This window comes from Pseudomonas sp. SWRI22 (assembly GCF_014268395.2).
GTDB classification, from domain to species: Bacteria; Pseudomonadota; Gammaproteobacteria; order Pseudomonadales; family Pseudomonadaceae; genus Aquipseudomonas; species Aquipseudomonas paracarnis.
The window spans coordinates 650,014-671,272 of sequence record NZ_JABWQK020000002.1; the positions used below are offsets into that span (position 1 = coordinate 650,014).

Genomic DNA, 21,259 nt, shown 5'->3' on the forward strand with positions numbered 1-21,259 from the left:
CTTCTATATAGAAGAAGGGCGTAAAAAACAGATGGAGTGGTTTATGGCGGATACGCGTCGTTGGGTGTGGCTTGGCGGGATTGTCCTGCTGTGCGGTTTTGTGTTCTTGCTGCATTCGATCCTGACGCCGTTCCTGGTGGCGCTACTGCTCGCCTATCTGTTCGATCCCGTGGTGGATCGCCTGGAAAAAGTCGGCATGTCGCGCACCTGGGGCGTGATCACGGTGTTTGCGCTGTTCACGTTGATCATCACCGCGCTGGTGTTGATATTGGTGCCGATGTTGGCCAAGCAGCTGTTCCGCCTCTATGAGCTGGCGCCGCAGATGCTCGACTGGTTGCAGCACACGGCGATGCCGTGGGCCCAGTCCAAGTTCGGGCTGGCGGATGGCTTCTGGAAGTTCGACAAGGTCAAGGCTGCCATCAGCGAGCACATGGACAAGACCACCGATATCGTCACGGTGGTGCTCAGCCAGGCGACTGCGTCGAGCCTGGCGCTGATCGGCTGGTTGACCAACCTGGTGCTGATCCCGGTGGTGGCGTTCTACCTGCTGCGAGACTGGGACATCATGATGGCCAAGATCCGCAGCCTGCTCCCCCGCGACCGGGAAGAGCGTGTTGTTTCCCTGGCAGCGGAGTGTCATGAGGTATTGGGTGCGTTCGTGCGTGGCCAGTTGCTGGTGATGCTGGCCCTGGGGGTGATTTACGCTGCCGGCCTGATGGCGATCGGCTTGGAGCTGGGGCTGTTGATCGGCTTGATCGCGGGCCTGGCGGCCATCGTGCCCTACATGGGCTTTGTGATCGGCATCGGCGCGGCGCTGGTGGCCGGGCTGTTCCAGTTCGGCGGCGACCTGTACCCGATGCTGGGGATTGTCGCAGTGTTCATGGTGGGCCAGGCCTTGGAAGGCATGGTGCTGACGCCACTGCTGGTGGGCGATCGGATCGGCCTGCACCCTGTGGCAGTGATCTTTGCGATTTTGGCGGGTGGCGAGCTGTTCGGCTTCACCGGCATCCTGTTGGCGCTGCCGGTGGCGGCGGTGATCATGGTGCTGGTGCGCCATGTGCACGACCTGTACAAGGATTCGGACGTGTATACCGGGGTGGATGAGCCCGAGTTGTAATCGCGGTGTCACAAACCCGGCCCTGGCCGGGTTTGTTGTTTCTGGCCCCGGCGTGCGTCAAACAAACTGCGTAAAACCTCCGGGTTAACGCAAACCTTTGATTTTGCTTGTGGTCTGCTGCATTGTGCGCCCGGCGTCACGGGTATAAACTTTGCAAACTTTACATAGAGGCCACTAACGGTTCGATGGGAGCCGTTCAGTCAGCATGAAACCGATTCAGCTGCCCCTAGGTGTGCGTCTGCGTGATGACGCTACCTTTATCAACTACTACCCAGGCGCCAATGCCGCTGCACTCGGCTATGTGGAGCGGCTTTGCGAAGCCGACGCCGGGTGGACTGAAAGCCTGATCTATCTGTGGGGCAAGCATGGCGTGGGGCGTACCCACCTGCTGCAGGCCGCGTGCCTGCGTTTCGAGCAGACGGGCGAGCCGGCGGTCTACCTGCCCTTGGCCGAGTTGATGGACCGCGGGATCGGCATCTTCGATAACCTTGAGCAATATGAACTGGTGTGTCTCGACGACCTGCAGGCAGTGGCCGGCAAGCCGGAGTGGGAAGAGGCGCTGTTTCATCTGTTCAACCGCCTCCGCGACAGCGGCCGGCGCTTGCTGATCGCCGCGTCCACCTCGCCGCGTGAACTGCCGGTGAAGCTGGCTGACCTCAAGTCGCGCCTGACCCTGGCGTTGATCTTCCAGATGCGTCCGTTATCCGATGAGGACAAGCTGCGTGCGCTGCAACTGCGCGCTTCCCGTCGTGGCCTGCACCTGACCGACGAAGTCGGGCACTTTATCCTCACCCGTGGCACCCGCAGCATGAGCGCGCTGTTCGATTTGCTTGAGCAACTCGACCAGGCTTCCCTGCAGGCACAAAGAAAATTGACGATCCCTTTCCTGAAAGAAACCTTGGGCTGGTAAGGTCTTGATTTTCCGTGTGTCGGCATTTTCAAGGCGTCAGAAAACCTGCGTTTGAGCCAGAAGGGCTACGCAACTGAAGCGATAAATGGAATCACGGCTTAGATGGCATAGTCGAAACGATAAGTCACATAGATCGCGATTGAATTTGCAAATCGATGTGATAGAGGGCATAGTCTCGGCTTCTTTACACATCAGCCACGGTCGTGCCCATGCTAAATCGCTTCGCACCCCTCGTGCCTCTCGCACTCGTTACCCTGTTGTTTGGCTGCGCCTCCCACCCTCAGCAGGTGGCAGAACAGCAAAAACCACAGGTTCAAAATCAGGCAAAGTTCGTTGCTGCACAGTCTGCTTCTGTTTATGAAGAAGAGGTGGCAACCGAAAAAGAACTCGCCGAGTTCTCTGACAGCAAGCCTTACCAACTGCCTCTTCTGGCCGACAGTATCCTTGAGCGCGGCATGTCCTTGATCGGTACCCGTTACCGTTTCGGCGGCACCTCGGAAGCCGGTTTTGATTGCAGTGGGTTCATTGGCTACCTGTTTCGTGAAGAGGCCGGCATGAATCTGCCGCGCTCTACACGCGAGATGATCAACGTGAATGCACCGTTGGTCGCACGCAACAACCTCAAGCCCGGTGATCTGCTTTTCTTTAGTACCAGTGGCCGCGGTCGTGTCAGTCATGCCGGTATCTACCTGGGCGATAACCAATTTATCCACTCCAGCAGCCGCCGCAGTGGTGGTGTTCGGGTCGATAACCTGGGTGACAGCTACTGGAGCAAAACCTTCATCGAAGCCAAGCGTGCACTCGCCATGGCTCCGACTACGGTTACCGCTAGTAAGTAAAGTTAAAGTGATACTTGAAGTTTGACGTGTAAGCGCTAGAATCCCTGGACATTGTTGTCATCCGTTCGCGCGAGCTTTGCTTGCGCGTTCTGGTTTTCAACGTTCGGCAGCGAAAGCCGCATCCAGACCAGGATTGTTCTGCACATGTCGACCTCGGCCCGCCTGATGCTTATTGTTTGCGCCGCGCTGCTCAGCGCCTGCGCCAGTCGTACACCGCCGCCCGCGCCCGTCGCGGTCAAGCCTAAGCCGGTGTTCAACTATGCCACCCAGAATTTCTCGCCTGCTGCCGAAGACGTGCTCTTTCGTGCGCTGGGCCTGGTCGGCACACCTTACCGCTGGGGCGGCAACACACCGGACTCGGGGTTTGATTGCAGTGGCCTGATCGGCTTTGTATTCCGCGACGCTGCCGGCATCTCATTGCCGCGCACCACCCGTGAATTGATCGTGATGCGTGCCCAGGACGTCAGCGAACAAAACCTGCAAACCGGCGACCTGCTGTTCTTCGCTACCGGTGGTGGTTCGCGGGTCAGCCATGCGGGCATCTATGTGGGGGAGGGCCGCTTCGTACACGCGCCTCAAACCGGCGGTACGGTGAAGCTGGATACGCTATCCAAAGCGTATTGGCAGAATGCCTACCTGAGTGCCAAACGCGTGTTGCCAGGAAATCTGGCGCGTAACCCCTGAATCAATAAAACTCCAAAATGTGGGAGCGGGCTTGCCCGCGAATGCAGTGTGTCAGTCAACGGATTGGTTGGCTGGGCCACCGTAATCGCGGGCAAGCCCGCTCCCACATTGGTGTGTGGCGATTTACTTAACAGCCGACACTCGCCAAACCTTATTGCCCACATCATCGGCCACCAGCAAATCCCCCTGCTGATCTATCACCACGCCGACCGGCCGGCCCATGGCTTTCTCATCGCTATCAAGAAACCCCGTCAGCACATCCACCGGTTGCCCTTTCGGCTGGCCCCCTTCGAAGGGAACGAAAATCACCTTGTAGCCACTGTGCGGCTTGCGGTTCCAGGAACCATGCTGGCCGATAAATGCGCCATTACTGAAGGGCGCGGGCAGTTTGCTGCCCTCGGCGAAGGTCAGCCCCAGCGACGCAGTATGAGGGCCTACCGCATAGTCGGGAGCGATGGCCTTGGCGACCATGTCCAGGTTCTGCGGGGTGACACGCACATCCACATGCTGGCCGTAATAACTGAAAGGCCAGCCGTAGAAGCCGCCATCCTTGACCGAGGTGATGTAATCCGGCACCAGGTCACTGCCGATCTCATCGCGTTCGTTGACCGCCGTCCACAGCTTGCCGCTCTGTGGCTCCCACGCCATGCCGTTGGGGTTGCGCAGGCCGGAGGCAAAAATGCGGTGTTGGCCGCTGGCGCGGTCGACTTCCCAAATGGCGGCGCGGCCCTGTTCGGCTTCCAGGCCGTTTTCGCCGACGTTGCTGTTGGAGCCGACGCTCACGTACAGCTTGCTGCCGTCATGGCTGGCCACCACATTTTTGGTCCAGTGGTGGTTCAAGGGGCCACCGGGTAAATCCACCACCTTGGTGCCTGGGGAGGTGATCGCGGTTTCACCTGGCTGATAGGGGAAGCGCAGCAACTTATCCGAATCGGCCACATATAAGTCGTTGCCCACCAGGGCCATGCCAAACGGCGAGTTGAGGTTTTCCAGGAACACCGTGCGAGTTTCTGCCACGCCATCATGGTCGGCATCGCGCAGCAAGGTAATGCGGTTCGGGCTCGGCACGCCGGCGCCAGCGCGGTCCATGACTTTTTCCATCACCCAGCCGCGCACGCCTTTGGCATCGTCCGGCTTGGGCGGTGCATTGGTCTCGGCCACCAGCACGTCGCCGTTGGGCAGCACGTAGAGCCAGCGCGGGTGGTCCAGGCCTTCGGCGAATGCGGCCACTTGGGTGCCTGCGGCCGCGATTGGCTTGGCGCCTTCGGGCCAGCCGATGGCCGGGGCGATATTGACGGTGGGGATCAACGTCTTGTTCGGCTCCGGCAGCCGGGGCGAGGGCCCGGTGCCGTCGGCGACCTGCAGGGTTGAGCTTTCGCCGCATGCAGCGAGGCTACCGGCGAACATGATCAGTAGGGCGAGTCGGGTTTTAGGCATGGTTTTCTCCTTGATACCTGTAGGGGTAGAGAAGCACGAACGGCAGATGGTTCAAGTACAAGGCCAGCTTTAATTGACGCTCCACCCCCAACCCACTAACCTTCGCGGCTTGTTCCAGGTGCTCTGTGGCGCGCGCGTCGACAGAGTGAAACAGGGAAGCCGGTGAGTGAGCGCACTTGTACACAGTGCCGCCGCGATTCCGGCGCTGCCCCCGCAACGGTAAATGAGTCAAGACGGTGCTGTTTGCCACTGTATCGCGTGCGATATGGGAAGGCGCACCCTCGGCTGCTTGCTATCAAAAGCGCCACTCATGAGCCCGGAGACCGGCCTGGATCATCCAACAGCATCACGGTGGGCGATGCTTGGCTGTCTGTTTTTTCTTTTTCCTGCCCGCCGTTTTTGTCCAGCCCCAACGGAGAGCTGCCATGACTGATTCCCCCGACCGCGACGAACGCCACTTGGCGCGCATGCTGCGCAAAAAAGCCGTGATTGACGAGCGCATCGCCAATTCCCCCAATGAGTGCGGCCTGCTGCTGGTGCTGACCGGCAATGGCAAAGGCAAGAGCAGTTCGGCGTTCGGCATGTTGGCCCGGGCCATGGGGCATGGCATGCAATGCGGTGTGGTGCAGTTCATCAAGGGGCGTAACAGCACCGGCGAAGAATTGTTTTTCCGCCGCTTCCCCGAGCAGGTGCACTTTCATGTGATGGGCGAAGGCTTCACCTGGGAAACCCAGGATCGCCAGCGCGATATCGCCGCTGCCGAAGCGGCTTGGGCGGTGTCCCGGGCCATGTTGAATGACCCCTCTATCGGCTTGGTGGTGCTGGACGAATTGAACATCGCCCTCAAGCACGGTTACCTTGACCTGGACCAGGTACTCAGCGACCTGCAAGCCCGCCCGCCCATGCAGCATGTGGTGGTCACCGGCCGTGGCGCCAAGCCTGAGCTGATCGAAATGGGCGACACCGTCACCGAAATGGGCATGCTCAAGCACGCGTTCCAGGCCGGTATCAAGGCACAGAAAGGCGTCGAACTTTGAATCAGCCCCGTCATTGCCCGGCCGTATTGATCGCCGCTCCGGCGTCCGGCCAGGGCAAAACCACGGTCACCGCCGCGCTCGCCCGTTTGCACCGCAACCTGGGACGCAAGGTGCGCGTGTTCAAATGCGGGCCGGACTTTCTCGACCCGATGATCCACGAGCGTGCCACTGGCGCGCCGGTGTACCAGTTGGACATGTGGATGGTGGGCGAGCAGGAAAGCCGCCGCCTGCTCTGGGAGGCAGCGGGGGAAGCTGACCTGATCCTCATCGAAGGCGTGATGGGCCTGTTCGACGGCACGCCTTCCAGCGCTGACCTGGCGCGGCACTTCGGTGTACCAGTGCTGGGCGTGATCGATGGCACCGCCATGGCCCAGACGTTCGGCGCTTTGGCGCTGGGGCTGGCGCGCTATCAGCCCGACCTGCCGTTCGCCGGCGTGCTGGCCAATCGCGTCGGCACCCTGCGCCATGCGCAATTGCTTGAAGGCAGCCTCACCGAGGGCTTGCGTTGGTACGGCGCGTTATCCCGTGAGACCGGCATCGAACTGCCCAGCCGCCACCTGGGCCTGGTGCAAGCCAGCGAACTGAATGACCTTGATATACGCTTGGATGCTGCCGCCCAGGCGTTGGGCAGCAGTTGCGAAGTGGCCCTGCCGCCGCCGGTGACCTTTGCCGCGCCGCAAGTGGTCGAGGCCGAGCCCTTGCTGGCCGGTGTGCGGATTGCCGTGGCCCGTGACGAAGCCTTTGCCTTTACCTACGGCGCCAGCCTGGATTTGCTGCGGGCGATGGGCGCCGAGTTGAAGTTCTTTTCACCGATCCATGATCGCCAATTGCCTGAAGCGGACAGCCTCTATTTGCCCGGCGGGTATCCGGAACTGCATCACCAGGCATTGTCGGCCAACACCTCGATGCTGGACGCCATCCGTGCTCATCACACCGCTGGCAAACCACTGCTCGCTGAATGTGGCGGCATGCTCTATCTGCTCGACTCCTTGACCGATGTGGAGGGTAGGCGCGCCGAACTGGTTGGCTTGTTGCAAGGCGATGCGGTGATGCAGAAGAAACTCGCGGCCCTGGCGCTGCAAAGCGTTGAGCTACCGGAGGGGACGTTGCGTGGGCATACCTATCATCATTCTCTGACCAGTACCGAATGGGCGCCGATTGCCCGTGGGCTTAGCCCTAACGGCGGGCGCGGTGCCGAGGCGGTCTATCGACAGGGGCGGATGACGGCGTCCTATGTGCACTTTTATTTTCCGTCGAATCCTGGCGCGGTGGCCGCGTTGTTCGCGCCAGACCTTGAGACAGCTATCGCAGGCAAGCCAGCTCCCACAGGGGAATGCATTCCAAATGTGGGAGGGGGCTTGCCCCCGATGAGGCCATGACTGACAACGCTTTCCCCCAAGCCGATCGCGAGGCCGTCTATCGCGCCATCGCCGAACGCCGCGACATGCGCCACTTCCGCGGTGGCAGCGTCGCGCCTGAACTGCTGCAACGCCTGCTCCACGCCGCGCACCAGGCGCCCAGTGTCGGCTTGATGCAGCCGTGGCGTTTTATCCGCATCAGCGACCGTTCGTTGCGCAGCCAGATTCAACAGTTGGTGGAAGAAGAGCGCGTGCGCACCGCCGAAGCTTTGGGCGAGCGCTCCGATGCGTTCATGAAGCTCAAGGTTGAAGGCATCAACGACTGCGCCGAGGTACTGGTCGCCGCCTTGATGGACGATCGTGAGCGCCACATTTTCGGGCGCCGCACCTTGCCGGAAATGGACATGGCCTCGCTCTCCTGCGCCATCCAGAACCTGTGGCTGGCGGCGCGCGTGGAAGGGTTGGGCATGGGCTGGGTTTCGCTGTTCGACCCCCAGGCCCTGGCCGAGTTGCTGGGTTTGCCACCCGGTGCAAAGCCCCTGGCGGTGTTGTGCCTGGGCCCGGTGGCAGAGTTTTACCCGGCACCGATGTTGCAGCTCGAGGGCTGGGCCGAGCCGCGACCGCTAAGTGACATGCTGTATGAAAACAAGTGGGGAGTGAGTCAATGAGTGTGGCCTTGCTGTGTGTCGCTGCGGTGGCGCTGGATGCGCTGCTGGGTGAGCCCAGGCGCTGGCATCCGCTGGTGGCGTTCGGCAATTTCGCCGGGCGCATCGAGCAACGTTTCAATACTGGCGGGCGTGGCTGGCGCAGCCATGGTGTGACCGCGTGGTTTATCGCGGTGGTGCCGCTGACCCTGCTGGCCACGGCGTTGTCTTGGGCGCCTTATATCGGCTGGCTGCTGGAGATCCTGGCGCTGTACTGCGCCTTGGGCATGCGCAGCCTGGGCGAGCACGTGATGCCAGTGGCCCAGGCTCTGCGCCGTGATGACCTGGACGAAGCGCGCACGCGTGTGAGTTACCTGGTCAGCCGCCAGACCAGCGAACTGGACCGTACTGAAGTCGCGCGCGCAGCCACCGAATCGGTGCTGGAGAACGGCAGCGATGCGGTATTCGCCGCGTTGTTCTGGTTCGTGGTGGCCGGTGTGCCGGGCGTGGTGCTCTATCGTCTGAGCAACACCCTGGACGCCATGTGGGGCTATCGCAATGAGCGCTTTGAGCGCTTCGGTTGGGCAGCCGCCAGGATCGATGATGTGCTCAACTATATTCCTGCGCGCTTGGTGGCTTTAACCTACGCGCTATTGGGTAAAACCCGCCTGGCGCTCAAATGCTGGCGCACCCAGGGGCCGACCTGGGACAGCCCCAACGCCGGCCCGGTGATGGCGGCAGGGGCCGGTGCCTTGGGTGTGGAGCTCGGCGGCGCGGCGATTTATCACGGCGAGGTGCATCAGCGCCCGCCATTGGGCGAAGGCCCGCCGGCCGACGCCGATTCCATTGATCGCGGCTGGCAACTGGTGCAGCGCGGCGTATGGCTGTGGCTGCTGGTCCTGTGCGTGGGGGCGCAAATCTATGCTTGAACATGGTGGTCGGCTGCGTAAGGCGGCGATTGAGTACGGCATTGCCGAAGCGGATTGGCTCGACCTGTCCAGCGGCCTGGCGCCCTGGCCGTGGCCGATTCCCGAGATTCCCTTGCGTGCCTGGGCGCGCTTGCCGGAAACCGATGACGGCTTGGAGAAGGCTGCCAGCGAGTATTACGGTGCTGGCCCGTTGCTGCCGGTGCCGGGTTCCCAGGCAGCGATCCAACTGCTGCCGCGACTGCGTCGTTCCGGTAAGGTCGGCGTGCTTTCGCCCTGTTACGCCGAGCACGCCGAAGCCTGGCGTCGCGCCGGTTATGTGGTGCGCGAAGTGCAGGAGCAGGAAGTCGACTTCTTTCTCGACAGCCTCGACGTGCTGGTGGTGGTCAACCCCAACAACCCCACGGGCTTGAGCCTGAGCCCGCAACGCCTGCTGGACTGGCATGCGCGGCTGGCCCAGCGTGGTGGCTGGCTGGTGGTGGACGAGGCGTTCATTGACGTGACCCCGGACTTGAGCCTGGCCAGCCATGCCGATCAGGTCGGCTTGATCGTGCTGCGCTCATTCGGCAAGTTCTTCGGCCTGGCCGGCGTGCGCCTGGGCTTTGTGCTGGCCGAGCGCAAGTTGCTCAAGCTGTTGGCCGAACAGGTCGGGCCCTGGGCCGTCAGTGGGCCGACGCGGGTGCTGGGCCAAGTGTGCCTGCGCGACACCGACGGGCATGCGCGCCAGCGCAGTCGTTGCATCGCAGCCGGCCAGCGTCTGTTCGAGTTGCTTGAGCGCCGCGGCCTTCAACCTCACGGTGGCTGCGCATTGTTCCAGTGGTTGATTACCCCCCACGCTGAACGGCTGTACGAGTTCATGGCCCAACGCGGCATCCTGCTGCGCTTGTTTGTGCACAACAGCAGCGTGCGCTTGGGCCTGCCCGGCACCGACGCCGACTGGCTGCGCCTTGACGAAGCCCTGGCCGCCTACAAGGACGCCACATGACCACGTTGATGGTGCAGGGCACCACCTCCGACGCCGGTAAAAGCACCCTGGTGACTGCGCTGTGTCGCTGGCTGGTACGCCAGGGCGTCGCGGTGGTGCCGTTCAAGCCGCAGAACATGGCGCTCAACAGCGCGGTGACCGCCGAAGGCGGCGAGATCGGCCGCGCCCAAGCGGTGCAGGCCCAGGCTGCCAACCTGGCGCCCCATACCGACATGAACCCGGTATTGCTCAAGCCCAACAGCGACACTGGCTCCCAAGTGATCATCCATGGCCGTGCGGTCACCACCATGAATGCCGTGGCCTACCACGACTACAAAGCCATTGCGATGCAAGCGGTGCTGGCCTCCCACACGCGTTTGAGCCAGGCCTACCCGGTGGTGATGGTCGAAGGCGCGGGCTCACCGGCCGAGATCAACCTGCGTGCCAATGACATTGCCAACATGGGCTTCGCCGAAGCGGTGGACTGCCCGGTGCTGTTGATCGCAGACATCAACCGCGGCGGCGTGTTTGCCCATCTGGTCGGCACCCTGGAGCTGCTGTCGCCCAGTGAGCAGGCCCGGGTCAAGGGCTTCATCATCAACCGTTTTCGCGGCGATATCGCGTTGCTGCAACCAGGGCTGGACTGGCTCGAAGCGCGCACCGGCAAACCGGTCGTCGGCGTGCTGCCCTACGTGATGGACCTGCACCTGGAGGCGGAAGACGGCATCGACCAGCGCCAGATCGACAAGGCCGCCCAGGTGCTCAAGGTGGTGGTGCCGGTGCTGCCGCGCATCAGCAACCATACCGACTTCGACCCGCTGCGCTTGCACCCCCAGGTGGACTTGCAGTTCGTCGGGCCGGGCCAGGCGATACCTGCTGCTGACCTGATCATCCTGCCGGGCTCGAAAAGCGTGCGCAGTGACCTGGCCTATCTGCGTGCCAACGGCTGGGACACCGCCGTGGCGCGGCATCTGCGTTATGGCGGCAAGGTACTGGGGATCTGCGGCGGCTTGCAGATGCTCGGCGAGCAAGTCCACGACCCGTTGGGCCTGGAAGGGCTGGCCGGTTCCAGCGACGGCCTTGGGTTGCTGGCGTTCAGCACCACCCTGGAACAAGAGAAACAACTGCGCAATGTGCGTGGGCGTCTGGTATTGGAAGATGCCGACGTCAGCGGTTATGAAATCCATGCGGGGGTGACTTGCGGCGCTGCCTTGGCAAGCGCTGCGGTACTGCTGGACGATGGCCGCAGCGATGGCGCGCAGAGCCCTGATGGGCAAATTCTAGGCACCTACCTGCACGGCCTGTTCGAGACCCCGGCTGCGTGCAGCGCGTTGCTGCGTTGGGCCGGGTTGCAGGATGTGCAAGAGGTGGATTATCACGGCTTGCGCGAGCGCGATATCGAGCGGTTGGCGGACTTGGTGGAGCACCACTTGGACACCGATTTGTTGCGCAAGCTATGTGGGATCTGACGGTGTTCACACCATCCAACTGTGGGAGCTGGTTTGCCTGCGATAGCCATGTGTATCTACACAACGCTGTAGTGCTCAACGGTAACCACGATGCGAAGCGGGCCGCTCTTGATCTTGCTCTTGATCTGCTTTTGATCTTGATCTTAGGCGCCCCGTTAAACCACGCTGGCCGGAATTCGACAGGGATTTGGGGGGTAAACCGGCAGGGATGCCGGTTTAGCCGCCCCGCGCCATGGATGGCGCGTGGCGGCGGCCCCCCAAATCACTGGCGGATTACGGGCACACCGAGCCTGGGCGAGGTGCCGAGTGGTGGGGCAAGAGCGTTTTGCTTACTTTTGCGCTTTTCAAAAGTGAGCCGCTGTAAAAGCGGAACCCTAAGTGGCCGTTACCGCAGAAATGGATATGTACACGGTCCAACTGTGTTGACTGTCAGGCCGTCTTCGCAGGCAAGCCAGCTCCCACATTTGGGTCGCGGTGCGTCAGCTGGATCAGCGTCGGCTGTCAGGCCGTCACGGGAGCAAGCTCCCTCGCCACATCGTTTGCCAGGGGCCTTTGCATGTATCAATTGATCCTCGGCGGCGCCCGTTCGGGCAAGAGCCGTCTGGCCGAAAAGCTTGCCGCAGAGAGCGGGCTTGCCGTCATTTATATCGCCACCAGCCAGCCGCTCGACGGTGAGATGAACGAGCGTGTCACTTTGCACCGCCAGCGTCGTCCCGACCATTGGGGCCTGGTTGAAGAGCCCATCGACCTAGCGCGTGTGCTACAGGAAAACGCCGCCACTGATCGCTGCCTGCTGGTGGATTGCCTGACCTTATGGCTCACCAATCTTCTGATGCTCGAAGACCCGGCGCGCCTTGCGTGCGAGCGTGATCAACTGTTGCAAACCCTGGCTTCGCTGCCGGGGGAAATCATTTTTGTCAGCAACGAGACCGGTCTGGGTGTCGTGCCGCTGGGCGAATTGACTCGCCGTTATGTGGATGAAGCCGGTTGGCTGCATCAAGCCTTGGCCGAGCAATGTCAGCGCGTTGTGCTGACGGTTGCCGGCCTGCCCCTGACTTTGAAAGGTACTGCGTTATGACCGATTCCTGGTGGCTCAACCCCTGCAAGGCGGTGGATACCACGACCCACGAACAGGCGCTGGCGCGTCAGCAGCAGTTGACCAAGCCCGCTGGCTCCCTCGGTCAGTTGGAGGCGCTGGCGGTGCAGTTGGCGGGTTTGCAGGGCCAGGTCAAACCGTCGGTGGATCACCTGTGGATCGCGATTTTTGCCGGCGATCACGGCGTGGTCGCTGAAGGCGTGTCGGCATTTCCCCAAGAGGTCACCGGGCAGATGCTGCAAAACTTCGTCACCGGTGGCGCGGCGATCAGCGTGTTGGCGCGGCAACTGCAAGCGCAATTGGAGGTGATTGACCTCGGCACGGTCACGCCGTCCCTGGATTTGCCCGGCGTTCGTCACCTGAATATCGGTGCGGGCACGGCTAATTTCGTGCATGGCCCGGCGATGACCCAAGCCCAAGGGCAGTTGGCCTTGCAAGCTGGACGAGACAGCGCACGCCGTGCCCTGGAAAGCGGCGCGCAACTCTTTATCGGCGGTGAGATGGGCATCGGCAATACCACTGCCGCCAGTGCCTTGGCCTGCGCATTGCTGGATTGCCAGGTCACTGACCTCACAGGCCCTGGCACCGGTTTGAACGCCGCAGGGGTCAGCCACAAGGTCGCGGTCATCGAGCGCGCCCTGGGGTTGCACGCCGGTCAGCGCAGCGATGCGTTGCAAACCCTGTTCAATCTCGGCGGTTTTGAAATTGCTGCCTTGGTTGGCGCCTACCTGGCCTGCGCCCAGGAAGGCATGGTGGTGCTGGTGGATGGGTTCATCTGCAGCGTGGCCGCGCTGGTGGCGGTGCGCTTGAACCCGGCATGCCGCGAATGGCTGGTGTTCGGCCATCGGGGTGCCGAGCCGGGTCATCGCCACGTGCTGCACAGCCTCGATGCGCAACCGTTGCTGGAACTGGGCCTGCGCCTGGGCGAAGGCAGCGGCGCGGCGTTGGCGGTGCCCTTGTTGCGTCTGGCGTGTGCGCTGCACGGGCAGATGGCGACCTTCGCCGAAGCAGCCGTGGCGGATCGCCCCGCATGACCTTGCGCCTGGACCTGCTGCGCCACGGCGAAACCGAGCTGGGCGGCGGCCTGCGTGGCAGCCTGGACGATGCGCTGACCGCCAACGGCTGGCAGCAGATGCGTGACGCAGTGGTGGGGCAAGGGCCCTGGGATCGGCTGATCAGCTCGCCGCTGCAACGCTGCGCTCTGTTCGCCCGGGAGCTGGGGACGCAACTTGATTTGCCGGTGAGTCTGGAGCCTGACTTGCGGGAGCTTCACTTCGGCGCCTGGGAAGGGCAGAGTGCGGCCGCGTTGATGGATACCGATGCCGAAGGGCTGGGCTTGTTCTGGGCCAACCCCTATGGCTTCACGCCGCCGGAGGGTGAGCCTGTCATCCAGTTTTCCGAGCGCGTGCTTGGCGCTGTCGCCCGGCTGCATCAGGCGTACGCGGGCCAGCGGGTGCTGTTGGTCAGTCATGGCGGTGTGATGCGCCTGCTGCTGGCGCAGGCGCGAGGGTTGCCCCGTGAGCAACTGCTGAATGTTGAAGTGGGTCACGGTGCCTTGTTCGGCCTGCAGGTTGAAGCCGATGGTGTGTTGAAGGAAGGACTCTGACGATGCTGCCGTTCTGGATCGCCCTGCAATTTCTCAGCAGTCTGCCCATTCGCTTGCCGGGCATGCCGCAACCTCAAGAACTGGGCCGTTCGTTGTTGTTTTATCCGCTGGTTGGGTTGCTGTTCGGCGTGCTGTTATGGGGCCTCAATCAGTTGTTGCAGGGCGCCCCGTTGCTGTTGCACGCCGCGTTGCTGCTCACAGCCTGGGTGTTGCTCAGCGGTGGCCTGCACCTGGACGGCCTGGCCGACAGCGCCGATGCCTGGCTGGGTGGTTTTGGCGACCGCGAGCGCACCCTCAGCATCATGAAAGACCCGCGCAGCGGCCCGATTGCGGTGGTCACCCTGGGCTTGGTGCTGCTACTCAAGTTCAGTGCGCTGGTGGCATTGATCGAACAACACAATGGCGCCGCCTTGATCCTGGCGCCCCTGATCGGACGCGCTTCGATGCTGGCGCTGTTTCTCAGCACGCGCTATGTGCGGGCGGGCGGATTGGGCCAGGCACTGTCAGATCATCTGCCGCGAATTGTCGGCCAACAGGTGCTGATCCTCAGCGGGTTGGCCTGCATCCTGATCGGTGGTTTCAGCGGCGGCATCGCGGTGTTGCTGGCGGCACTGTGTTTCGTGTGGCTGCGCCAGTTGATGGTCAAGCGTCTGGGCGGTACCACCGGCGACACTGCTGGCGCACTGCTGGAGCTGCTTGAAGTCGCGGTACTGGTCGGGCTGGCGCTGTAACGCTTTCTTGCAATTGATTAACTCCCGGTATATACACGCTCTATGCTTGCCTCCCAATGTTTATGCACCAACCTGCGACGCGCTGCCCGTGGCGTCAGCAGGCACTATGACGGCGCTCTCGACGGCTTCGGGATCAACGTTGCCCAGTATTCTCTGTTGTGCAACCTGCAGCGTCTCGACCAGCCGAGCATTTCCAGCCTGGCGGACGCCATGGGCCTGGATCGCAGCACCCTGGGGCGCAACCTGCGCGTCCTGGAAGGTGAGGGGCTGGTGCAGTTGGTCGAGGGTGACGATTTGCGCAACCGCCTGGTGGTGTTGACTGGCACAGGGCAAGAGCGGCTGACTGCCGCGTTACCGGCTTGGGAAGCGGCGCAACAGAAATTGATTGATAAGCTCGGCGCCGAAAAGCGCGAAATGTTGTTGGCCTTGCTGGATGAACTCGCCTGAATGGCGGTTTGTTCGACTACAAGAGGGTATATACCCGCGAACGGAGAATAAGAAATGACCTCGATGTGGCGCACCAGTGGTTGGGTCCTTTTAGGGAGTGCGCTGATCCTGGCGTTGTCCTTGGGCGTACGGCATGGCTTTGGCCTGTTCCTGGCGCCGATGAGCAGCGAATTCGGTTGGGGGCGTGAAACCTTTGCCTTTGCCATCGCCTTGCAGAATCTGATCTGGGGCTTGGCGCAGCCATTTACCGGGGCCTTGGCCGACCGTTTCGGCGCGACCAAGGCGGTGTTTGTCGGCGGGGTGTTGTACGCCGTCGGCCTGGTGCTCATGGGCATGTCCGACTCCGCGTGGTCACTGTCGTTGAGCGCAGGTTTGCTGATTGGCATTGGCCTGTCCGGCACCTCGTTCTCGGTGATTCTCGGCGTGGTTGGCCGCGCCGTTGCGCCCGAAAAACGCAGCATGGCCATGGGCATTGCCAGCGCCGCCGGCTCGTTCGGCCAGTTCGCCATGGTGCCCGGCACCCTCGGCTTGATTGGTTGGCTGGGCTGGTCGGCCGCCTTGCTGGCGCTGGGCTTGATGGTGGCGTTGATCCTGCCGCTGGTCGCCATGCTCAAGGACCGGCCGCTGGCGGTCACGGTGGGCCAGCAAACCCTGGGCGAAGCGCTGAAAGAGGCCTGCTCCCACTCCGGCTTCTGGCTGCTGTCCTTCGGCTTTTTTGTGTGCGGTTTCCAAGTGGTTTTTATCGGTGTGCACTTGCCGGCGTACCTGGTCGACCAGCACCTGCCGGCCACGGTGGGCACCACGGTGCTGGCCTTGATTGGCCTGTTCAACGTATTTGGCACCTACACGGCGGGTTGGCTCGGTGGCCGCATGTCCAAGCCGCGTCTGCTCACCGGCTTGTATCTGTTGCGGGCGGTAGTGATTGTGTTGTTCCTGTGGGCGCCGGTCACCGAAGTCACGGCGTATCTGTTTGGCATGGCGATGGGATTCCTGTGGTTGTCCACGGTGCCGCTGACCAATGGCACCGTCGCGACCCTGTTTGGGGTACGCAACCTCTCGATGCTCGGCGGGATTGTGTTCCTGTTCCACCAACTGGGCTCGTTCCTCGGCGGGTGGCTGGGCGGGGTGGTCTATGATCGAACCGGTAGCTACGATTTGATCTGGCAGGTGGCAATTTTACTCAGCGTGCTCGCCGCCGCGCTGAATTGGCCGGTGCGTGAGCGGCCGGTGGCGCGCATTCAGGCGCAGATGGAGGCGGCATGAGCATGACAGCGCGTCTTATGCTGTTGGCTGTGGGGCTGGGGTTGTTGCTGCTGGCCTGGTGGGGTTGGCAACGGGGCGGCCTGGCGTTGATGCAACTGGGCATGGCGATCTGCTAAGTTGTGGGTCTGAACTGACTCAAGGACTTTTGACATGCAGATGCGCTGGCTCGCTCTACCCGTCCTGATGGCTATTGGCAGCGTGGCGATGGCCGCCAGTTGCCCACCGTTGCTGGAGGGCCAACTGCCCAAGCTGCGGGCCAAGGAATCCATCGATCTGTGCCAGCAATTCGCTGGCAAACCCTTGGTGATCGTCAACACGGCGAGCTTCTGCGGCTTTGCCCCGCAATTCAAGGGCCTGGAAGCGTTGTATCAGCGCTACAAGGGCGAAGGTCTGGAAGTGATCGGCGTGCCGTCCGATGACTTCAAACAGGAAGCCAAGACCGGGGAAGAAACCGCCAAGGTCTGCTACGTGAATTATGGCGTGACCTTCACCATGACCGAGCCGCAGAAGGTCAAGGGGCCGGATGCGGTGCACCTGTTCAAGGTGCTTGCACAGCAGGCCGACGCCGCGCCCAAGTGGAACTTCTACAAGTATGTAGTGGATCGCCAGGGCAATCTGGTTGCCAGTTTTTCCAGCCTGACCAAGCCGGACAGTCCGGAGCTGATCAAGGCGGTGGAACAGGCATTGGCTTCCAAACCCTGACCGCCAGCCAAACAAAAGCCCCGCCTCCTTCACAGGAGAGCGGGGCTTTTTTATACGACTGCGGTTAGAACTTGTAGGTCATGCCCAAGCCGAAACCGTTGGCGCTGTTTTCATACTTGGCGTTGTAGCTGGCCAATTGGTTGGAGCGCGAGATCTTGACGTCCTCTTCCTTCAGGTAGGAGTAGGCCAGGTCGATGGTCATGTTATCCATGACCTGGTAGCCCAGGCCCAGGCTGAAGATAGTACGGTCGCCGGTCGGGATGCGCGGTGAGCGATCCGTGTTGTTGGTAGGCGACTGGTCGAATGTCAGGCCGGTACGCAGTACCACTTGCTTGGTGAGCTGGTACGAAGTACCCACGGCGTAGGCCCAGGTGTCGTGCCAGTTCTGGTCTTCCTTGATTGTGCTGACCAAGCCTGGGGCAAGCGCGCCGCCAGTAGCGCCGCTGACGCCTTCGTTCTTGACGGTGATGTCTTTCAGGCGGCTCCAGCGTGTCCAGGTTGCACCGGCATAGAGTTTCCACGCGTCGGTCAGGTCTTGAGTGACGGACAGGTCGTAGGACTCAGGTGTGTCGATTTTCAGCGAGGCGTCATAGCGGTTGCTGCGCAGGAACGGCGAGGTCGCGGTCGGTGCGGTGACTTCGGTGTGGCCGTCCAGCTTGTAGCTGACCTTGGAGTGGTAGGTCAGGCCGACACGGGTGGTATCGGTGGCTTGGACCAGTACGCCGATGTTGAAGCCCAGCGCGGTGTCGTCACCCTTGATCTTGATATTGGTGTCTGGCGCGCGAGGGTTCAGCGTCAGGTCCGATTCCAGGGTGCCGGCAATGCGGTTGATGGTCGGGCCAAAACCCACGGAAACGCGGTCGTTGAAGGCGTAGCTGACGGTCGGTTGCAAGGTGATGACTTTCACTTCGCTCTTGCTGCCAAAGCCACGGCCCTGGAAGCCGCTTTCGTAGTCGGTTACCAGGCCGAACGGCGCATAGACGCCGAAGCCGACAGCCCACTGGTCGTTGAGCTTATTGGTGTAGAAACCGAAAGGCACGGCAGTGAAAGGCACCATATCGCCTTTGTTGCTGCCAGCGGAGCGGCCGCTGACATTGCTGATATCGGTGGAGGCATCAATGGCTGCAACGCCACCGGTGATCTGTTGGCCTTCCAGGCGTGCCATACCGGCAGGGTTACCGAACACAGTGCTCGCATCATCGGCAGAAGAAGAGCGACCTGCGAAACCGGTACCCATCCCGCTGACGCTCTGTTCGTTGAGGGCAAAGCCGCTGGCGAACAATTGGGAGGATGCCATGGCAACGGCGAGGCTAAGTGTGGTCTTGAGCATTACTTTTTTCATTATTAGAACTCCGTGTGATCACCGCTGCGGAAAGTATCAATAAATTTCACATCGCGCTATAGGCTGTAATGCAGGAGATAGAGCGGTTTTGTAGGACAATCCGACCAAAATTGCCGTTTTTTGCCGAATCTTGCAATTTGCCCGGTCAGCAAGCTGCCTGTTTCAGGGGGCTTACACAGGTTTGCCACGCTTGGGTGAAATCTCGCAGGCGGCCTTGTGGATGGAATATTTCTTTCCAGATACGCGCCATGGCCAGCACATCGCCGGGTGCGGGAAGGGCTGGGCGTTGTTGTTCCACCAGCAACCAGGCGATGGCCGTGGCGTAGCGCAGGTTCACGGTCAACTCCAACTGAGGCGCGCTGAGGAACGCATGTTGGCTGGCCAGCCCGCGCACCAGGCTGGCGCGTTCAGGGTCCAGGGCCAGGTAGTCATCCCAGAGGGCGCGGTGACGTGGTTCGGTGATGCTGTAGAGGCCATGGCCGCGCCGGTCATGCAGCGCCGAGCCCAGTTCTGACTGGCTGGCGGCAATGCCCAGCAGCAGGGATTCGGCTGTCGAGCTGTGACGGCCGAGGTACATCAGCGTCGGCCGGATCACATAGCGACACAATTCACTGGCGGCAATACCCATACGAGCCTCAGTCCTTACAAAGAGTGGACGAGCCTGAGAAGGGGGGCTTGGCAGCAATGAATCGGATCTCAGGCCCGTCGTAAGCGGATCATGCCGCTTGACTTGAAGTGTAGTGTCATATTCCTGATGTAAAGGACTGTTTTTAAAACATCTTCTGCAATCGGTTATAACGTTTATATCGATTTGTACTTAGCGCCACGGACTCAAGGCCAAATTCCAGGCAATAAAAAACCCTGTTGTTCAAACAGGGTTTTTGAGGTTTCAGCGACGCGGGTCGATCAGGCGGTCAGTGCCTGACGGGTACGATCGATCACGGCCTGCAGCGGTTCTGCGCTGGAGTATTGATCGGGGTACAGGCGTTCGCTGTGACGAGCGATGCCGTGTTCGTTGACCAGGGTGAAGCTGAAGCAGCCTTTGCGAGCAGCCATGATCAGGCAGTTCATTGGGGCAAAAGCGTTGGTGAGGGCGCGAATGGCATCCTGAGTGTGGATTTGAGCGTTCATATTATTGGTGTTCCTACAAATGACACGGATAAGAACCGTGCAACGTTAAAACGTTCCAGTAACGCTGATCACCATTGATCAAACGAAGAACCCGACTGGAACAAAGCAGCCAGTTTGAAGCGCTATGGAATTAGGCGCGCTTGGGCTGGCAGGTAGGTACTTAGGAGGGCAGGCAACACAACAGGGGCAAAGGTTCTGGGCCCGGGGTGAAGATCCTGATCAATTTGCAGGTTGGTTCGGTCAGAGTATTGGAACTTCGCGCCACCCTTTGCTTGTTCAAAGGCAGTGTCGTCGCAAGGAATACCTGGAAACCATCGAGGTGGCCGATCCCATGTGGTTCAGGGGACGTATTCGACCAGAATTGACTTTCAGCTTGGTACTAACGCCGCGGATAGTAACGGATTGAAACAGGGAAGGGAAGGCCGATTGCAAAAAAACTTCGATCAGCCGCCGAGCAACTCGCGATAGAGCAGTACGGTCATGGACGCGGCCAGGGCGCAGCCCAGCCCATAGGCGGCGAGCGTCAATCGCAAGGACTGGCCGGTCTCGATCATGTGGATCACTTCGCGCATGTCATTGATCTTTCCGTCACTGAGTTCGATGCACAGGACCACGGCGGTAAAGGCGGCTGACAGCAAGATAGCAATGGCGAACAGTGCGCCGTCCGGAGAGGGGAGCGCAGCATTGATTCCCAGGGAGGTCGCGCAGATGGCCAGTAGCAGCCCGGCGAATAACAGAATTCCTTTCATCGGCCCTACTGGTTTGCATTGTCGGTGGCGCAGTGTGGCGAGCCGAGGCGGATTTGAAAAGCCCTCGGGTTTGCCCGGTCAGTAACATGTTTAACCGGTGTTGAATCAAAAAACGCCGCCGATATAACCAGTCGATCGGGACTTGTGCACATTTGTGGCCAAGGGTGTAACCCTGCTGTCACTGGTGTGCAAGTGCGCCCATTTGCCTGTAATCAAAATTTAAGTCAATGAAAAATCTCGCTTTTTTTTATTGGTGAAAAAATCGTCAGTTTGACTGCGGCCCCCGTTCCATGGGGCTTTGCGCCTGTTCTAGGGGGGTTGTCCACTGAGTTATCCACAGCTTCTGTGGATTGTCCCGAGCGCTTGCTCTAGGACGGGCGTGCACGGTTTTTTCAGCTTTACCTGTACGAAAAAAAGAGTAGAGTGGCGCGCCTTCCGTTCTGCCCCACAGTGCTTTATGAAGTTTCGCTCAGTATCACCTTCTGTTACCGACACGCCCCAAACTGTTACCGCACCCAAGCGTTTTTCCTTGAAGGTCGCATTGTGGCTGCTCGACAGCCCGCGCCTGGGGCAGAGCACCAATATCAAGCATCTCGCCGGACGCTTGCTCAAGCAGCCCGCCCGCGAAGGCGTGGTGGCCGCTCAGAGCCGTCTTGGCCAACTGATGTGCCGCGAGTGCGGAAATGCCCGTGACCGGCGCATCGGCCACGATTTGTTGCGTTCGGCTGCTCGCGCCGGCGACCGTCGCGCCCAGCGCGAACTGGGCCAGGTCGAAGACTGAGCTGTCCTCCGGCCTTAGGCTTGGTT

23 protein-coding genes and 1 riboswitch are annotated in these 21,259 nt (G+C 61.1%); of the genes, 18 read left to right on the forward strand and 5 right to left on the reverse strand.

The genetic code is table 11. The annotated features are described in order from the left end of the window. Positions 1-43 precede the first annotated feature (43 nt). From HU730_RS20335 to HU730_RS20350, 4 genes are all read left to right on the forward strand, one after another. A complete protein-coding gene (locus HU730_RS20335) occupies positions 44-1,117 on the forward strand; it encodes an AI-2E family transporter (RefSeq protein WP_014719396.1) in 1,074 nt (357 codons plus the stop codon). 205 nt (positions 1,118-1,322) lie between these two features. Then, a complete protein-coding gene (gene hda / locus HU730_RS20340) occupies positions 1,323-2,027 on the forward strand; it encodes a DnaA regulatory inactivator Hda (RefSeq protein ID WP_014719395.1) in 705 nt (234 codons plus the stop codon). A gap of 209 nt (positions 2,028-2,236) precedes the next feature. Then, entirely contained in the window at positions 2,237-2,866 is a 630-nt protein-coding gene (locus HU730_RS20345) for an NlpC/P60 family protein (RefSeq protein ID WP_003193051.1), read from the forward strand. A gap of 144 nt (positions 2,867-3,010) precedes the next feature. Further along, on the forward strand, positions 3,011-3,550 hold the full coding sequence (locus tag HU730_RS20350) for a C40 family peptidase (protein ID WP_003193049.1): 540 nt from the start codon (positions 3,011-3,013) through the stop codon (positions 3,548-3,550). A 123-nt stretch (positions 3,551-3,673) separates the two neighbouring features. Here the strand turns inward: HU730_RS20350 and HU730_RS20355 are convergent, their stop codons facing one another. Beyond that, the gene (locus HU730_RS20355) at positions 3,674-4,987 is read right to left on the reverse strand and encodes a sorbosone dehydrogenase family protein (RefSeq protein ID WP_186527785.1); all 1,314 of its coding nucleotides are present in this window, start codon (positions 4,985-4,987) and stop codon (positions 3,674-3,676) included. 99 nt (positions 4,988-5,086) lie between these two features. Continuing rightward, positions 5,087-5,334: riboswitch (cobalamin riboswitch) on the forward strand. Positions 5,335-5,412: 78 nt separating this feature from the next. On the opposite strand from HU730_RS20355, the gene cobO reads away from it, so the two are divergent. The 13 genes from cobO to HU730_RS20420 all read left to right on the forward strand — a co-directional run bounded on the left by cobO (position 5,413) and on the right by HU730_RS20420 (position 17,230). Then, a complete protein-coding gene (gene cobO / locus HU730_RS20360; RefSeq protein ID WP_034128326.1) occupies positions 5,413-6,024 on the forward strand; it encodes a cob(I)yrinic acid a,c-diamide adenosyltransferase in 612 nt (203 codons plus the stop codon). After that, on the forward strand, positions 6,021-7,403 hold the full coding sequence (locus tag HU730_RS20365) for a cobyrinate a,c-diamide synthase (protein ID WP_186527786.1): 1,383 nt from the start codon (positions 6,021-6,023) through the stop codon (positions 7,401-7,403). The genes cobO and HU730_RS20365 overlap by 4 nt, the downstream gene beginning before the upstream one ends. Then, positions 7,400-8,050, forward strand: a complete 651-nt coding sequence (gene bluB / locus HU730_RS20370) for a 5,6-dimethylbenzimidazole synthase (RefSeq protein WP_054899035.1) — start codon at positions 7,400-7,402, stop codon at positions 8,048-8,050. The genes HU730_RS20365 and bluB overlap by 4 nt, the downstream gene beginning before the upstream one ends. Then, positions 8,047-8,955: an adenosylcobinamide-phosphate synthase CbiB gene (gene cbiB, locus HU730_RS20375; RefSeq protein WP_054899034.1), complete on the forward strand. Its 909-nt coding sequence runs from the start codon at positions 8,047-8,049 to the stop codon at positions 8,953-8,955. The genes bluB and cbiB overlap by 4 nt, the downstream gene beginning before the upstream one ends. Continuing rightward, positions 8,948-9,937 carry a threonine-phosphate decarboxylase CobD gene (gene cobD / locus HU730_RS20380; RefSeq protein ID WP_054899033.1) on the forward strand — a complete coding sequence of 330 codons (990 nt, stop codon included), beginning with the start codon at positions 8,948-8,950 and terminating at the stop codon, positions 9,935-9,937. The genes cbiB and cobD overlap by 8 nt, the downstream gene beginning before the upstream one ends. Beyond that, positions 9,934-11,385, forward strand: coding sequence for a cobyric acid synthase (locus HU730_RS20385; RefSeq protein WP_186527787.1), 1,452 nt, complete (start codon positions 9,934-9,936; stop codon positions 11,383-11,385). The genes cobD and HU730_RS20385 overlap by 4 nt, the downstream gene beginning before the upstream one ends. A 556-nt stretch (positions 11,386-11,941) precedes the next feature. Further along, positions 11,942-12,463, forward strand: coding sequence for a bifunctional adenosylcobinamide kinase/adenosylcobinamide-phosphate guanylyltransferase (cobU, locus tag HU730_RS20390; protein WP_034128332.1), 522 nt, complete (start codon positions 11,942-11,944; stop codon positions 12,461-12,463). Continuing rightward, positions 12,460-13,515: a nicotinate-nucleotide--dimethylbenzimidazole phosphoribosyltransferase gene (cobT, locus tag HU730_RS20395; protein ID WP_186527788.1), complete on the forward strand. Its 1,056-nt coding sequence runs from the start codon at positions 12,460-12,462 to the stop codon at positions 13,513-13,515. The genes cobU and cobT overlap by 4 nt, the downstream gene beginning before the upstream one ends. Continuing rightward, on the forward strand, positions 13,512-14,087 hold the full coding sequence (gene cobC / locus HU730_RS20400; RefSeq protein ID WP_186527789.1) for an alpha-ribazole phosphatase family protein: 576 nt from the start codon (positions 13,512-13,514) through the stop codon (positions 14,085-14,087). Before cobT ends, cobC begins: the two co-directional genes overlap by 4 nt. A 2-nt stretch (positions 14,088-14,089) precedes the next feature. After that, on the forward strand, positions 14,090-14,818 hold the full coding sequence (locus tag HU730_RS20405) for an adenosylcobinamide-GDP ribazoletransferase (RefSeq protein WP_106120686.1): 729 nt from the start codon (positions 14,090-14,092) through the stop codon (positions 14,816-14,818). A 42-nt stretch (positions 14,819-14,860) separates the two neighbouring features. After that, entirely contained in the window at positions 14,861-15,265 is a 405-nt protein-coding gene (locus tag HU730_RS20410) for a MarR family winged helix-turn-helix transcriptional regulator (protein ID WP_060764465.1), read from the forward strand. A gap of 63 nt (positions 15,266-15,328) precedes the next feature. Then, positions 15,329-16,528, forward strand: coding sequence for an MFS transporter (locus HU730_RS20415; protein ID WP_161992133.1), 1,200 nt, complete (start codon positions 15,329-15,331; stop codon positions 16,526-16,528). 150 nt (positions 16,529-16,678) lie between these two features. Continuing rightward, on the forward strand, positions 16,679-17,230 hold the full coding sequence (locus HU730_RS20420) for a redoxin domain-containing protein (protein ID WP_186527790.1): 552 nt from the start codon (positions 16,679-16,681) through the stop codon (positions 17,228-17,230). A 64-nt stretch (positions 17,231-17,294) separates the two neighbouring features. On the opposite strand, the gene HU730_RS20425 is transcribed toward HU730_RS20420, so the two are convergent. From HU730_RS20425 to HU730_RS20440, 4 genes are all read right to left on the reverse strand, one after another. Then, the gene (locus tag HU730_RS20425) at positions 17,295-18,572 is read right to left on the reverse strand and encodes an outer membrane protein transport protein (protein ID WP_003193026.1); all 1,278 of its coding nucleotides are present in this window, start codon (positions 18,570-18,572) and stop codon (positions 17,295-17,297) included. A gap of 145 nt (positions 18,573-18,717) precedes the next feature. Continuing rightward, complete coding sequence (locus HU730_RS20430) at positions 18,718-19,200, reverse strand: hypothetical protein (RefSeq protein ID WP_034128339.1); 483 nt, start codon at positions 19,198-19,200, stop codon at positions 18,718-18,720. Between the two features lie 278 nt (positions 19,201-19,478). Beyond that, positions 19,479-19,703 (reverse strand): hypothetical protein, encoded by a 225-nt coding sequence (locus tag HU730_RS20435; RefSeq protein WP_034128340.1) that lies wholly within the window; start codon positions 19,701-19,703, stop codon positions 19,479-19,481. Positions 19,704-20,146: 443 nt separating this feature from the next. Next, entirely contained in the window at positions 20,147-20,452 is a 306-nt protein-coding gene (locus HU730_RS20440) for a hypothetical protein (protein WP_096143471.1), read from the reverse strand. 457 nt (positions 20,453-20,909) lie between these two features. Here HU730_RS20440 and HU730_RS20445 point away from each other — a divergent pair, with 457 nt between their 5' ends. Beyond that, the gene (locus HU730_RS20445) at positions 20,910-21,233 is read left to right on the forward strand and encodes a hypothetical protein (protein WP_034128342.1); all 324 of its coding nucleotides are present in this window, start codon (positions 20,910-20,912) and stop codon (positions 21,231-21,233) included. Positions 21,234-21,259 lie beyond the last annotated feature (26 nt).